Raw genomic sequence first — 14,624 nt, 5'->3', positions numbered from 1 at the left:
TCTGCCGTCTGGCGAAGAGTTACTCTTCTTCCAGCTCGATATTGATGCCCAGCGAGCGGATTTCTTTCAACAATACGTTGAAGGACTCCGGCATGCCTGGTTCCATACGGTGATCGCCATCCACGATGTTTTTGTACATCTTGGTACGGCCGTTTACATCGTCGGACTTGACGGTAAGCATTTCCTGCAATGTGTACGCGGCGCCATAAGCTTCCAACGCCCACACTTCCATCTCACCGAAGCGCTGACCACCGAACTGAGCCTTACCACCCAGCGGCTGCTGAGTAACCAGGCTGTAAGAACCGGTAGAACGCGCATGCATCTTGTCATCAACCAAGTGGTTCAGTTTCAGCATGTACATGTAGCCGACAGTAACCTGACGTTCGAATTGCTCGCCGGTACGGCCGTCAAACAGAGTAATCTGACCAGAAGTTGGCAGACCACCTAGCTGTAACAGTTCCTTGATCTCTTTCTCTGTCGCGCCATCGAAGACTGGTGTTGCAATTGGCATACCTTTTTTCAGGTTCTCAGCCAGACGCAATACTTCGTCATCGGTGAAGGTGCTCAGATCAACTTTCTGACAAACGTTGTCGCCCAGATCGTAGGCTTTCTGGATGAACTCACGCAGTTTGGCAACTTCTTCCTGCTTCTTCAGCATGGCGTTGATTTTCTCGCCAATGCCTTTCGCTGCCATCCCTAAGTGGGTTTCCAAAATCTGACCGATGTTCATACGCGATGGTACGCCCAGCGGGTTCAGAACGATGTCTACCGGCGTACCGTTTTCATCGTAAGGCATATCTTCGATCGGGTTAATCTTGGAGATAACACCTTTGTTACCGTGACGACCGGCCATCTTGTCACCCGGTTGAATCTGACGTTTAACCGCCAAATACACCTTGACGATCTTCAGCACGCCTGGTGCCAAATCATCACCTTGGGTGATCTTACGACGCTTGGCATCCATCTTCTTCTCGAATTCGGATTTCATTTCGTCGTACTGCTCTGCCAACTGTTCCAGTTGGTTTTGCTTGTCTTCGTCGGTCAGGCCCAGTTCGAGCCAACGATCACGTGGTAACTTGCTCAGCTTGTCAGCTTCGATGCCACCAGAAACCAGTACTGCATGGATACGTGCAAACAGGCCCGCTTCCAGGATCTGCAACTCTTCAGTCAGGTCTTTCTTAGCCTGCTTCAGTTGCATCTCTTCGATTTCTAACGCACGTTTGTCTTTTTCTACACCGTCGCGAGTAAAGACTTGTACGTCAATAACCGTACCGGAAACACCGTTTGGTACACGCAGAGAAGAGTCTTTAACATCAGACGCTTTCTCACCGAAGATCGCACGTAACAGTTTCTCTTCTGGCGTCAGTTGGGTTTCACCTTTAGGTGTTACCTTACCAACCAGAATGTCGCCGCCAGTCACTTCAGCACCGATATACACGATACCGGACTCATCCAGTTTGGACAGTGCAGCTTCACCCACGTTCGGGATATCAGCCGTTATCTCTTCTGGCCCCAGCTTGGTGTCACGGGACACACAGGCCAGTTCTTGAATGTGGATGGTGGTGAAGCGATCTTCTTGTACCACGCGCTCGGAGACCAAGATGGAGTCTTCGAAGTTGTAACCGTTCCAAGGCATGAACGCTACGCGCATGTTCTGACCCAATGCCAGTTCGCCCAGGTCTGTTGATGGGCCATCTGCCAGCACGTCGCCGCGCTCGATTGGCTCACCCAGATTCACACACGGCATCTGGTTGATACAGGTGTTCTGGTTAGAACGGGTGTATTTAGTCAGGTTATAAATATCAATGCCTGCTTCGCCCGGATACATTTCGTCTTCGTTAACTTTAATAACGATACGGGATGCATCTACGTATTGAACCGTACCGCCACGTTTGGCTACAGAGGTTACCCCTGAGTCAACCGCTACTGCACGTTCCATACCAGTACCCACCAGCGGCTTATCAGCACGCAGAGTAGGAACCGCCTGACGTTGCATGTTCGCACCCATCAATGCACGGTTGGCGTCATCGTGTTCCAGGAATGGAATCAGAGAAGCACCAACAGACACCACCTGTTGAGTGGAAACGTCCATATAGTCAACTTGGTCGCGGCTAAACAGGCTTGATTCGCCTTTGCTACGACAAGTGACCAAGTCTTCAATGAAGCGGCCGTCTTCGTCCAGGTTGGAGTTCGCCTGAGCGATAACGAAATTGCCTTCTTCAATAGCAGACAGGTAGTTAATTTCATCGGTCACCACACCATCGCGCACGCGACGATAAGGTGTTTCCAGGAAACCATACTCGTTGGTCTGTGCGTAGACAGACAAGGAGTTGATCAGACCGATGTTTGGACCTTCTGGCGTTTCGATTGGACATACGCGACCGTAGTGAGTCGGGTGTACGTCTCGAACTTCAAAGCCAGCACGTTCACGGGTCAAACCGCCCGGGCCCAATGCAGAGATACGGCGTTTATGCGTAATCTCAGACAACGGGTTGTTCTGGTCCATAAATTGTGACAACTGGCTGGAACCGAAGAACTCTTTCACCGCCGCCGAAATCGGCTTAGCGTTGATCATGTCCTGAGGCATCAGAGTGTCGAGGTCGCCCAGAGACAAACGCTCTTTAACTGCACGCTCAACACGAACCAGACCTACACGGAACTGGTTTTCAGCCATTTCACCAACGGAACGAATACGACGGTTGCCTAAGTGGTCGATATCATCCACTTCGCCGCGACCATTACGGATATCGATGAGCTTTTTCATCACTTCGGTGATGTCTTCTTTGCTCAGGATACCGGAACCTTCGATTTCGTCACGCAGCAGAGAACGGTTGAACTTCATCCGGCCAACCGCTGACAAATCATAGCGGTCTTCAGAGAAGAACAGGTTCTCAAACAGATTTTCAGCAGCTTCGCGTGTTGGTGGCTCACCAGGACGCATCATGCGATAGATCTCAACCAAAGCGCTCAGACGATCGCTGGTTGGGTCAACACGCAGGGTCTCGGAGATATAAGCACCGTGATCCAGATCGTTGGTGAACAATGTTTCGATGTGCTTGTGGCCAGACTGGCTCAGTTTAGCCAGCAAATCCAGTGACAGCTCCATGTTGGCTGCACAGATAAGCTCACCGGTGTTCGTATCGATATAGTCTTTTGCAACTACTTTACCGGCAATGTATTCAACCGGAACTTCGATGCGATCAATGCCGTCTTTTTCAAGCTGGCGAATATGACGTGCAGTAATACGGCGCGCTTTCTCGACGTAAACCTTGCCATTCGCTTCAATATCAAAGGATGCCGTTTCACCGCGCAGGCGCTCTGGAACTAATTCCATCTGCAGCTTGTTGTCACGAATCTCAAAGACCACTTTCTCGAAGAACAGATCCAAGATCTGTGCAGTGGTGAAACTCAATGCGCGCAGAATGATGGTTGCAGGCAATTTACGACGACGGTCGATACGGACAAACAGGTTGTCTTTCGGGTCAAACTCGAAATCTAACCATGAACCGCGGTAAGGGATGATACGTGCGTTGTACAGCACTTTACCCGATGAATGGGTTTTACCCTTATCACTGTCAAAGAATACGCCAGGGCTACGGTGTAGCTGAGATACGATAACCCTCTCAGTACCGTTAATGACAAAGGTACCGTTTTCGGTCATGAGTGGAATTTCACCCATGTAGACTTCTTGTTCTTTGATGTCTTTGACCGTACCTTCAGGAGCTTCGCGCTCATAGATTACCAGACGCAGCTTAACGCGTAGCGGTGCGGAATAGGTCACACCACGGATCTGGCACTCTTTAACATCAAATACAGGTTCACCAAGACGGTAGCTAACGTATTGCAGCTCCGAATTGCCACTGTAGCTCTGAATTGGAAAAACAGAACGGAATGCTGCTTCCAGACCGTGCTGCCCTTCGGGATCTTGCTCGATGAATTTCTGGAACGAGTCAAGTTGGATAGAAAGGAGATAAGGTATGTCCAGAACTTGTGGACGTTTACCAAAATCCTTACGAATACGTTTTTTCTCGGTATAGGAGTAAACCATAGGGTTCCTCAGCTCGCTGAAAAGTCGACCCACTCTGTCTGCCCTGAACATAGGACAGTTCATGCAACACTATTATTTAGAGAGAAGTTGAAACACTTCTCGAAATACTCTTTTCTATCACTCTTAAACCATTTCATCGCGTTACTTTGACTACCGAGCTACCCGAGTGGGTCGTAGCTGAGAACGCAGTATATTAAGTCGTAAATAGAAAGGAATATTGGGGGTTAGTCAGCCGCTAAACAGTGTGAAATGCGACTAACGCCCTACAGCGCAAAAAGGCTGATGACTAAAAAGTCACCAGCCATCAGCCTATAAGTTAGGCTGCGAGCTCAAAGCTAAACTTACTTGATCTCAACAGAAGCACCAGCTTCTTCCAGAGATTTTTTCAGAGACTCAGCTTCGTCTTTGTTCACGCCTTCTTTCAGAACTGCAGGTGCAGACTCAACCAGGTCTTTAGCTTCTTTCAAGCCCAGACCAGTTGCGCCGCGAACAGCTTTGATTACTGCAACTTTGTTGTCGCCGAATGAAGCCAGAACAACGTTGAATTCAGTTTGTTCTTCTACAGCTTCAGCAGCAGCAGCAGGACCTGCAGCAACAGCAGCAGCTGAAACGCCGAATTTCTCTTCCATAGCAGAGATCAGTTCAACGATTTCCATTACAGACAGAGCTGCAACGCCTTCCAGAATTTGGTCTTTAGTGATAGTTGACATAACAAGTGTTCCTAAAATACAGAAATAGTTTATACGTTAAAAAGCAGTGACTGACAAAAGTGAGGGCGATTAAGCCGCTTCAGCTTCTTTCTGATCACGCAGCGCAGCCAGAGTACGAACCAATTTGCCAGCAGCGGCTTCTTTCATGGTTCCCATCAGACGTGCGATTGCTTCTTCGTAGGTTGGCAGAGTTGCCAGGCGGTCGATCTGAGCCGCAGGGATTAACTCGCCTTCAAAGGCTGCTGCTTTAACCTCAAATTTTGCATTATCTTTAGCAAATGCTTTGAACAGACGAGCAGCTGCGCCCGGGTGTTCAGAAGAGAATGCGATCAAGGTTGGACCAACAAACGTGTCTTTCAGGCATTCGAATTGAGTGCCTTCAACAATGCGGCACAGCAAGGTGTTACGAACAACTTGCATGTGAACGCCAGCTTCACGACCTGCTTTACGCAGTTCAGTCATTTTGTCAACGGTAACGCCACGAGAATCCGCAACAACCGCAGACAGCGCACCTTTGGCTACTTCTTTAACTTCAGCAACAATCGCTTGTTTGCCTTGAAGATTTAGTGCCATTAGTTCTTGCTCCTGGATTAACCGGAGAGTAATTCCCCGGAACTCACGTCACCCAATCCACTACAAAATGCAATGAACGGGCGTTGAAACACGGTGAGCAGAATTCAGCAAGGACAATTCTTTATAGGAAAGAAAAAAATGCTTTAGGTTCTGTCACCGTCTACGCAGGAAATTAAGTGCCTTACGACACACCTGCGGTCTTGGACGGAGGCTTGGATAAGGCCAAGCTCCAACCGAAAATTCTGGTGTTCTGCTGATAAGTAACCCCATCAACAGAAGCATGGGCGTAAGATTCTAGACAAACCTTACGCCCACGTAAAGCGATAAAATCAATTCGTGATTAGATCACTACTGCTGACAGACCGCTTTGATCGATTGCAACGCCAGCACCCATGGTGGTGGAGAGGCTGATTTTCTTGATATAAACGCCTTTCGCTGTAGCAGGTTTAGCACGCTTCAGCGCAACAACCAGAGATTCTAAGTTTTCTCTCAACTTATCTGAGTCGAAATCAACTTTACCAATGGTAGTGTGGATAATACCGTTTTTGTCGTTGCGATAACGAACCTGACCTGCTTTAGCATTCTTAACTGCTTCAGCAACGTTAGGAGTAACAGTACCCACTTTAGGGTTAGGCATCAGGCCACGTGGGCCCAAGATTTGGCCCAATTGACCTACAACGCGCATTGCATCTGGGGAAGCAATAACAACGTCGAAGTTCATTTCGCCTTTCTTGATCATATCAGCCAGATCTTCCATACCTACCAATTCAGCGCCTGCTTCTTTCGCAGCTTCAGCGTTTGCACCCTGAGCGAAAACAGCAACGCGTACTGAACGGCCAGTACCATGTGGCAACACAGTTGCACCACGAACGTTCTGGTCAGATTTACGTGCGTCGATACCGAGATTAACGGCAACGTCTACACTTTCTACGAATTTAGCAGTAGCCAGCTCTTTCAGCAGGGCAACAGCTTCGTTGATATCGTATTGCTTAGTCACATCAACTTTGTCACGGATCACGCGCATGCGCTTGGTCAGCTTAGCCATTTATTAACCCTCCACTACCAGGCCCATGGAACGAGCAGTACCTTCGATTGAACGCATCATGTCGTCAATTGAAGCACCAGTCATATCCGCAGCTTTGGTTTCTGCGATTTCACGGACCTGAGCACCGGTCACAGTCCCTACTTTGTCTTTGTTCGGCTTGCCAGAACCAGACTTAATACCTGCCGCTTTTTTCAGCAGAACTGCTGCTGGCGGGGTTTTAGTAACGAAAGTGAAAGAGCGATCAGAATAAACAGTAATAACAACAGGGATCGGCAGGCCTTTTTCAATGCTTTCAGTCTTAGCATTGAACGCTTTACAGAATTCCATGATGTTAACACCCTGCTGACCCAAAGCTGGACCAACTGGTGGACTTGGGTTCGCCATACCAGCTGCTACTTGCAGCTTGACATAGGCTTGTACTTTCTTAGCCATTTACGATTTCCTCGATTTGGGTAGTATCGCCTCGCGTTCGAGGCTCCCCGTGTTTTGTCTCGCTATTATTTACGATGAAATAAGTTGCCACGGATGACAAAAGCAAGACATCTAAAAACAAAAGGCGCGAAATTATATTTTAATTTCGCGCCTAAGACAAGACTCAAATTTCAATCACTGCTGAAAAATGAATCAGCCTTTTTCTACCTGACTGAAATCCAGCTCGACCGGTGTTGCACGGCCAAAGATAGAAACAGATACTTTCAGGCGGCTCTTCTCGTAGTCCACTTCTTCAACAACACCGTTAAAGTCGGCAAATGGACCATCGCTGACACGCACCAGTTCACCTGGTTCAAACAGTGTTTTAGGACGTGGTTTATCACCCACTTGTTGAAGACGATTCATAATCGCATCAACTTCTTTATCACTGATTGGTGCAGGGCGATCGGATGTACCACCGATAAAGCCCATAACACGTGGCACGCTACGCACTAAGTGCCAGCTGGCATCGTTCATCACCATCTGGACCAGTACATAGCCTGGGAAGAATTTGCGTTCACTTTTACGACGTTGACCACCACGAATTTCGACGACTTCTTCCGTTGGAACCATGACTTCGCCAAACAGCTCTTCCATGTCATGTAACTTGATATGCTCACGCAGCGATTGAGCTACGCGGCCTTCAAAACCGGAAAACGCCTGAACGACGTACCAACGCTTTTTTGGTGCTTCAGACATCTTAGAACCTCAGGCCAGTAATAAATGATACCAGGCGGACTAGGATACCATCTAGCCCCCATAGAATCAGTGACATTACAGCAGTTACCGCAGCAACGATTAACGTTGTATGCAGAGTTTCCTGACGGGTAGGCCAAATCACTTTACGCACTTCCGTGCGTGCTTCACGAGCAAACGCTACAGTGGCTTTACCTTTTGCCGTCATCAATGCAACAGCACCGGCAACAGCGATAATTACTACAACTGCCAACGCACGCAACGGCAGGCTGTAATCACGGAAATAATAGTTACCAACAATAGCTGTAACTAATAATACAGCAACGATTAGCCATTTAGCCGTTTCCAGGCCGCGTCCGCTCCCTGGAGCCTCGGTATTCGCACTCATAAACCAACCTGTCACTATGATTCAGAACAACAACTTTGCTTCGCATCGCAAAGCAAACCAAGCCGAAGGATGCTCTAGAGACTCTCTAATCGGCACCACTCGGCACTATTCGCCGTATTTCCAGAGCCCATCTCACCAGTAATTATGATGAAAAAACCACTGATGAGATAGGTTCTAGCATGACAACGTAGAAAAAGGGCATCAAATGATGCCCTTTTATCGCATGTCGCGTCAAATCTTATTCAATGACTTTAGCAACAACGCCAGCACCTACCGTACGGCCGCCTTCACGAATTGCGAAACGCAGACCGTCATCCATTGCGATAGGCGCAATCAGGTTAACAATCATTTGAATGTTATCACCTGGCATCACCATCTCAACGCCGTCTGGCAATTCAATAGTACCGGTTACATCCGTTGTACGGAAGTAGAACTGAGGACGGTAACCTTTGAAGAACGGAGTATGACGGCCGCCTTCGTCTTTGCTCAGAATATAAACTTCTGATTCGAATTTAGTATGTGGCTTGATAGAACCTGGCTTAGCTAATACCTGACCACGCTGTACGTCATCACGTTTAGTACCACGCAGCAGAACACCAACGTTCTCACCCGCGCGGCCTTCGTCCAGCAGTTTGCGGAACATTTCAACGCCAGTACATGTTGTTCTAATGGTATCGATAATACCAACGATTTCAACTTCTTCACCAACTTTAACAATGCCACGCTCTACACGGCCAGTGACGACTGTACCACGGCCTGAGATAGAGAATACGTCTTCGATTGGCAGCAGGAATGGTCTATCGATTGCACGCTCAGGCTGTGGGATGTAGCTATCCAGTGCCTCAGCTAATTCAATAATTTTTGCTTCCCACTCTGGCTCGCCTTCTAACGCTTTCAGCGCTGAACCACGGATAACGGGAGTATCGTCGCCAGGGAAATCATATTGAGACAGAAGTTCGCGGACTTCCATTTCTACCAATTCCAGCAATTCTTCATCGTCAACCATGTCACACTTGTTCAGGAAGACCAGGATGTAAGGAACACCAACCTGACGACCTAACAAGATGTGCTCGCGAGTCTGTGGCATCGGGCCATCAGTTGCAGCAACAACCAAAATCGCGCCGTCCATCTGAGCAGCACCGGTTATCATGTTTTTAACGTAGTCGGCATGCCCTGGGCAGTCAACGTGCGCATAGTGGCGCGACGGGGTGTCATATTCAACATGTGATGTGTTGATGGTGATACCACGCGCTTTCTCTTCCGGAGCGTTGTCGATCTGGTCGAATGCACGAGCACTACCGCCGTAGGTTTTAGCCAGTACGGTGGTGATTGCAGCAGTTAGGGTAGTTTTACCATGGTCAACGTGGCCAATAGTACCCACATTAACGTGCGGTTTTGTACGTTCAAACTTTTCTTTAGACATCGATTGTCCCTCTAAGACACGGAATCGGTGGTTTCACCACATCAACCAAGCGCATGCTTGCTGAATCCATAACACAGAAAGAAAATCAGGGGACGAGAGAATGAGAAATGGTGCTGATAGGCAGATTCGAACTGCCGACCTCACCCTTACCAAGGGTGCGCTCTACCAACTGAGCTATATCAGCACATCTTGGAGCGGGCAGTGGGAATCGAACCCACATCATCAGCTTGGAAGGCTGAGGTAATAGCCATTATACGATGCCCGCATCTTAGAACTCGGCTACCTGACTTAATCTGCAGAAATTTGAAAGGAAGGGCTTGGCCACTTCACTCTTCATCGAGAGCGGTGCTCTCGCCTTGAGTGTGTATTAGGAGTTCGATCTTCTGAATCACCCTGAGACTCAAGGTTAAATATGGTGGTGGGGGAAGGATTATTCGTCACTTCGCTCCTCACCCTTCGTGCCGCCGCTGCGCGTCGTTGACTCGCTACGCTCGGCTCGAACCTTCGTCGAAGGTTTTCACCTTCCCCTTAAGTGACTCATTTAGATTCATGACACTGAATCGGCTTGAGACTCAAGAGTAAATATGGTGGTGGGGGAAGGATTCGAACCTTCGAAGTCGATGACGGCAGATTTACAGTCTGCTCCCTTTGGCCGCTCGGGAACCCCACCTAAATTTTAGTACTTGAATGGTGCCGGCACCAAGAGTCGAACTCGGGACCTACTGATTACAAGTCAGTTGCTCTACCAACTGAGCTATGCCGGCATCAAGTGCAGCGCATTCTAGGTAGAGCGAGCTTATGATGCAACAAAAAAATTGCATAAGTCGACCTTTCGCTCACAAAACAGCCACTTTTTAAAAGCCAGATGTATTATTAACCATAGTTAGCTCATTTCACATCCAGCACGCCCACTTTTGTAATCAACGCCATGAATGAAAAATCCCCCCTTAAATGAGTTCACCTCTCATTGTGCCATTAATTTTAGTACCACTGACTGAGTATAAATTTAGTTTTACGCCTCAAAAAAGGGAGAGTGCCCCAATTGAGTGCATCTCGTCTAAAGAAATATTGCTCCAATGAGGGTAATCACACTACTCATATTTGGCTTGTTTATTGCTTAAACATAGACATAAGCATAGACCAGCAGCGGTTGAGGAGTTTGATCATGAAGATAGTTTTACTTAATGCGGCAACATTGCCTATATATCGCAGTGAGCTGGCAAGTTTACTGATTGATGCCGTAGCTCATGGGGCATCTGTAGGCTATGACTCCCGCTCTCTGTCGCAGAAAGAAGCTGAGAGCTATTACGATGGTCTGCGCCCGGCCATCGCCAAAGGAGCGTTACTATTATGGATAGCACGCGATGAGATGGGGATTACTGGAACTATCCAATTAGACCTTTGCCAAAAGCCAAATGGTTTAAATCGAGCCGAAGTGCAGAAATTATTGGTGCATAGTCGTAGCCGTCGTACTGGTATTGGGCACAAATTGATTCTCGCGATGGAGAGTACCGCGGTTCAACTACGCCGTGGATTGCTATATCTCGATACTCAAGCAGGTTCTCCTGCTGAATCTTTTTACCGTGCACAAGGTTATCGTTGCATGGGAGAAATTCCGGATTATGCCTGCACACCCGATGGCAGCTATCATCCGACCGCAATCTATTTCAAACGTTTATTTTCAGTAAATCAATCACATACTGCCATAGCCAGTTGATGACAGTGATTGTTATCTATAAAAAGGGTAGAACCTGCCATCCGTGTTCTTAATTGATTGGAATAGCAACGTACATCAAATAAATCACTCACTAAGCACAAAAATGTCTACGCCAAAAAGCAAGCTGCCTATAATATGCAGCTTGTTTCTTATCTGGAGTTGGCGTCCAGCGCCTTTCCCAACCTGCGTTAACAGGCAGAATTTGGCTTATGACAAAAAGAGATCAATCTTTAGCGACGCCTTATCTACAGTTCGATCGTACCCAGTGGGCAGCCTTGCGCGACTCAGTACCATTGACACTAACAGAAGAAGAAATCGTTAAACTCAAAGGGATTAACGAAGACCTTTCATTAGATGAAGTGGCACAGATATACCTGCCACTTTCGCGCCTGCTTAACTTTTATATTAGTTCTAATTTGCGGCGACAGGCGGTTCTGGAACAATTCCTTGGAACTGATGGCCAGCGTATTCCCTATGTCATTGGCATTGCAGGCAGTGTTGCTGTCGGTAAAAGCACCACCGCGCGCTTACTGCAAGCGCTACTCAGCCGCTGGCCGGAACATCGCAGTGTAGAACTGATTACAACAGATGGTTTTCTTTATCCCAATAAAGTCCTGAATGAGCGCGGGCTGATGAAGAAAAAAGGATTCCCACAATCCTATGATATGCATAATCTGGTGAAGTTTGTCTCAGAAGTAAAATCAGGGACAGGTTATGTTACGGCGCCGGTTTATTCTCATTTAATATATGATGTTGTCCCTGACGGTAATAAGATCATCAAGCAGCCTGATATTCTCATATTAGAGGGCTTAAATGTTCTACAAAGTGGAATGGATTACCCTCATGATCCGCACCATGTATTTGTCTCTGATTTTGTAGACTTCTCTATATATGTCGATGCCCCTGAAGATTTACTTCAAAGTTGGTATATAAACAGGTTCCTTAAGTTTAGACAGGGTGCATTTTCCAATCCTGATTCTTATTTCCATAACTATGCTAAATTGCCTGAAGCAGAGGCAATCAAGATTGCCACTCAATTATGGAAAGAGATTAACGGGTTGAATTTAAAGCAAAATATACTACCAACGCGTGAGCGTGCCAGTCTGATAATGACTAAAAGTGCCAACCATGCCGTTGAGAGTGTACGTTTGAGAAAATAGCCAAAGTGGGAGGTTCTAACCTCCCATCTATTATAAAATTAAACGCCACGTAGAGATATTTCACCGCCAATATAAGGTTTTACATTGCCATTTTGCTCCAATAATAATGCACCTTGTTGGTCAATACCTCTAGCAATACCAAATATCTCTTGATTGCCAATAATCAATTTCACAGGGCGATCAAGATAATTGTCCATTTCTCGCCAACGAGAAATAAAAGCAGATAAGCCTTCGTTTTCAAATTTAACGACTGCAAGTCGTAATTCAGATAACAGTTCAGCCGTCAGTTTATTACGATCAATATTAACACCCGCTTCCTGTAAGTTGATCCAATCCTGACTGATGACGTTAGTCGTTGATTCACGCATTGTTAAATTAATGCCCGCACCAATTACCAACTGAGCAGCATCTCCTGTTTTCCCTGTGAGTTCTACCAATATACCTGCCAGTTTTTTATCATTTAAATACAGGTCATTTGGCCATTTTACACGAACCTGCTCAGCACCGAGTTTACGTAGAACCTCAGCCATGACAATCCCAACCACCAGGCTTAATCCCATTGCAGCAGCAGGGCCTTGCTCCAGCCGCCAGAACATAGATAAATAGAGATTCGCACCAAAGGGAGAGATCCACTGACGCCCCCGTCTTCCTCGCCCTGCATGTTGGTATTCAGCCACACAAGCATCGCCAGACTTCAATTCAGTAATGCGGTCTAATAAATATTGATTCGTCGAGTCGACGACAGGCAAGACAGCCACCTGGCCTGCGGGGAGATAATTTAATATTGTTTGTTCATTAAGCAGTTGAATAGGTGCAGGTAAACTATAGCCCTTACCAGGGACAGTAAAGACATCTAGTCCCCACTCTCTGATAGTTTGCATATGCTTGTTAATTGCGGCACGACTCATCCCAAAGGTTTCGCCTAATTGCTCTCCTGAATGGAAAGCACCATCAGCTAATATGCCAATCAACCGTAAAGGGATTTTAATATCTTTCACGACAAACACTCCACAGCATTAACCTCACCATTACTTGCGATAAATCGCACTTCTGGTTCCAACCAGATTGCAAATCTCTTGGCAACTTGCTGACGGATATAACTGGCAAGGCCTATCACATCCTGACCTGTCGCTTCTGCCAGGTTAATCAACACTAACGCCTGCTGCTGATGCACCGCCGCACCGCCAATCTGATATCCCTTAAGCGCACATTGATCGATAAGCCAACCGGCAGCCAGCTTAACAGACCCATCGGGTTGCAGGTAATGGGGCGCATTGGGGTAGCGCTTTACAATCTCTTCAGCTACAGCGGCATCCACAACCGGATTCTTAAAAAAACTGCCTGCATTGCCGGTCACTGCGGGATCGGGTAGCTTACTACGCCGCATGGTACAAACTGAGTTGAATATCTCTTCTGCTGTAACTGTCGATGGATCCATTCGCGTTAGATCACCATAGCCCAATGTTGGGATCCATGATTTTACCAATTTAATGCCTACAGCTACGATGGCAAATCCATGACCATAGTGATGCTTAAAAATGCTGTCGCGATAGCCAAATTGACAATCTTTAGCTGAAAGGCGTAGCACTGTGCCCTTATCCATATCAAGCAAATCAACGTATTCGCATACCTTTTGCAGCTCAACACCATAAGCACCAATATTCTGAATGGGTGCAGAACCGACACAACCTGGGATTAACGCCAGATTTTCTAGACCTGGCATGTTATTTAGTAATGAATAACAAACTAATTGATGCCAATTCTCTCCAGCCCCAACATGCAGGTGCCAGGCAATATCATCCTCAGTAGAAGTGATACCCTTAATCCGATTAAGTAATACTGTTCCTGAATAGTTTTCAATAAACAGCACGTTGCTGCCTTCGCCAAGTAAAAGCACTGGCTGATGCTTAGAAACAGACTCATGCCAAGCATTAATCAATTCTTCAGGTGAGTTAACGCTAATTACTTTGCTCGCATAAGCTGCTAATGCAAAAGTATTGAGATGTTTTAGCGGGGAGTGTTGATTCGACATGACATTGGATACTCATTCTAACTAGTTCTGGCGCTAGTCTAACCGATCATAATACTCATATTGTATTTTGTTTTAACTGAAGGTAAAAAAAGCCACCTATCACGGTAGCCTTCTGTTTTATTCATCGCTGTGACGGCCGGATTTGACTCACCTGCCCCTGCAATATTTGACTCATCTGACTATGAACCCTGCGGCGCAACCACTCTAAGGTCACTATTTATACATATTTCACTATTCTGCCCATAGCAAAAACCCCACGCTTTTGGCATGGGGTCTCGGCTTTATTTGATGCCTGGCAGTGTCCTACTCTCGCATGGGGAGACCCCACACTACCATCGGCGCTACGGCGTTTCACTTCTGA

The 14,624-nt window shown here is 47.0% G+C and carries 12 protein-coding genes, 4 tRNA genes and 1 other RNA gene; 2 read left to right on the top strand and 15 right to left on the bottom strand.

What is annotated here, in order from left to right; all coding sequences use genetic code 11:
* Nucleotides 1–19 precede the first annotated feature (19 nt).
* From rpoB to V2A85_RS08150, 13 genes are all read right to left on the bottom strand, one after another.
* A complete protein-coding gene (gene rpoB / locus V2A85_RS08210) occupies nt 20–4,048 on the bottom strand; it encodes a DNA-directed RNA polymerase subunit beta (protein ID WP_083162047.1) in 4,029 nt (1,342 codons plus the stop codon).
* A gap of 341 nt (nt 4,049–4,389) precedes the next feature.
* On the bottom strand, nt 4,390–4,758 hold the full coding sequence (rplL, locus tag V2A85_RS08205; protein WP_004876762.1) for a 50S ribosomal protein L7/L12: 369 nt from the start codon (nt 4,756–4,758) through the stop codon (nt 4,390–4,392).
* A 69-nt stretch (nt 4,759–4,827) separates the two neighbouring features.
* Complete coding sequence (rplJ, locus tag V2A85_RS08200; protein ID WP_083162045.1) at nt 4,828–5,331, bottom strand: 50S ribosomal protein L10; 504 nt, start codon at nt 5,329–5,331, stop codon at nt 4,828–4,830.
* A gap of 340 nt (nt 5,332–5,671) precedes the next feature.
* A complete protein-coding gene (rplA, locus tag V2A85_RS08195; RefSeq protein WP_049614735.1) occupies nt 5,672–6,376 on the bottom strand; it encodes a 50S ribosomal protein L1 in 705 nt (234 codons plus the stop codon).
* A 3-nt stretch (nt 6,377–6,379) separates the two neighbouring features.
* Nucleotides 6,380–6,808 (bottom strand): 50S ribosomal protein L11, encoded by a 429-nt coding sequence (gene rplK / locus V2A85_RS08190; protein ID WP_004712403.1) that lies wholly within the window; start codon nt 6,806–6,808, stop codon nt 6,380–6,382.
* Between the two features lie 192 nt (nt 6,809–7,000).
* Nucleotides 7,001–7,546, bottom strand: a complete 546-nt coding sequence (nusG, locus tag V2A85_RS08185; protein ID WP_002210671.1) for a transcription termination/antitermination protein NusG — start codon at nt 7,544–7,546, stop codon at nt 7,001–7,003.
* A 1-nt stretch (nt 7,547) separates the two neighbouring features.
* Entirely contained in the window at nt 7,548–7,931 is a 384-nt protein-coding gene (secE, locus tag V2A85_RS08180) for a preprotein translocase subunit SecE (RefSeq protein ID WP_005192343.1), read from the bottom strand.
* 238 nt (nt 7,932–8,169) lie between these two features.
* A complete protein-coding gene (tuf, locus tag V2A85_RS08175) occupies nt 8,170–9,354 on the bottom strand; it encodes an elongation factor Tu (RefSeq protein ID WP_042568960.1) in 1,185 nt (394 codons plus the stop codon).
* A 108-nt stretch (nt 9,355–9,462) separates the two neighbouring features.
* Nucleotides 9,463–9,538 (bottom strand) — tRNA-Thr (locus V2A85_RS08170).
* Nucleotides 9,539–9,544: 6 nt separating this feature from the next.
* A tRNA-Gly gene (locus V2A85_RS08165) sits at nt 9,545–9,619 on the bottom strand.
* Between the two features lie 148 nt (nt 9,620–9,767).
* A non-coding RNA gene (locus tag V2A85_RS08160) (RtT sRNA) lies at nt 9,768–9,895 on the bottom strand.
* 44 nt (nt 9,896–9,939) lie between these two features.
* Nucleotides 9,940–10,024 (bottom strand) — tRNA-Tyr (locus V2A85_RS08155).
* A gap of 18 nt (nt 10,025–10,042) precedes the next feature.
* Nucleotides 10,043–10,118, bottom strand: a tRNA-Thr gene (locus V2A85_RS08150).
* Nucleotides 10,119–10,519: 401 nt separating this feature from the next.
* Between V2A85_RS08150 and V2A85_RS08145 the strand changes: the two genes are divergently transcribed.
* Nucleotides 10,520–11,071, top strand: coding sequence for a GNAT family N-acetyltransferase (locus tag V2A85_RS08145; RefSeq protein ID WP_083162043.1), 552 nt, complete (start codon nt 10,520–10,522; stop codon nt 11,069–11,071).
* Nucleotides 11,072–11,280: 209 nt separating this feature from the next.
* Nucleotides 11,281–12,231, top strand: a complete 951-nt coding sequence (coaA, locus tag V2A85_RS08140; RefSeq protein WP_083162041.1) for a type I pantothenate kinase — start codon at nt 11,281–11,283, stop codon at nt 12,229–12,231.
* A 38-nt stretch (nt 12,232–12,269) separates the two neighbouring features.
* On the opposite strand, the gene birA is transcribed toward coaA, so the two are convergent.
* Nucleotides 12,270–13,229, bottom strand: a complete 960-nt coding sequence (birA, locus tag V2A85_RS08135; protein WP_372560019.1) for a bifunctional biotin--[acetyl-CoA-carboxylase] ligase/biotin operon repressor BirA — start codon at nt 13,227–13,229, stop codon at nt 12,270–12,272.
* A complete protein-coding gene (murB, locus tag V2A85_RS08130; RefSeq protein WP_083162036.1) occupies nt 13,226–14,263 on the bottom strand; it encodes a UDP-N-acetylmuramate dehydrogenase in 1,038 nt (345 codons plus the stop codon). The genes birA and murB overlap by 4 nt, the downstream gene beginning before the upstream one ends.
* Nucleotides 14,264–14,624: the final 361 nt, after the last annotated feature.

It is taken from the genome of Yersinia sp. 1252 StPb PI, from assembly GCF_048593885.1.
Classification (GTDB): domain Bacteria; phylum Pseudomonadota; class Gammaproteobacteria; order Enterobacterales; family Enterobacteriaceae; genus Yersinia; species Yersinia enterocolitica_E.
Note: the sequence above shows the minus strand (reverse complement) of the source record. Positions and strands in the feature narration are given on the sequence as shown.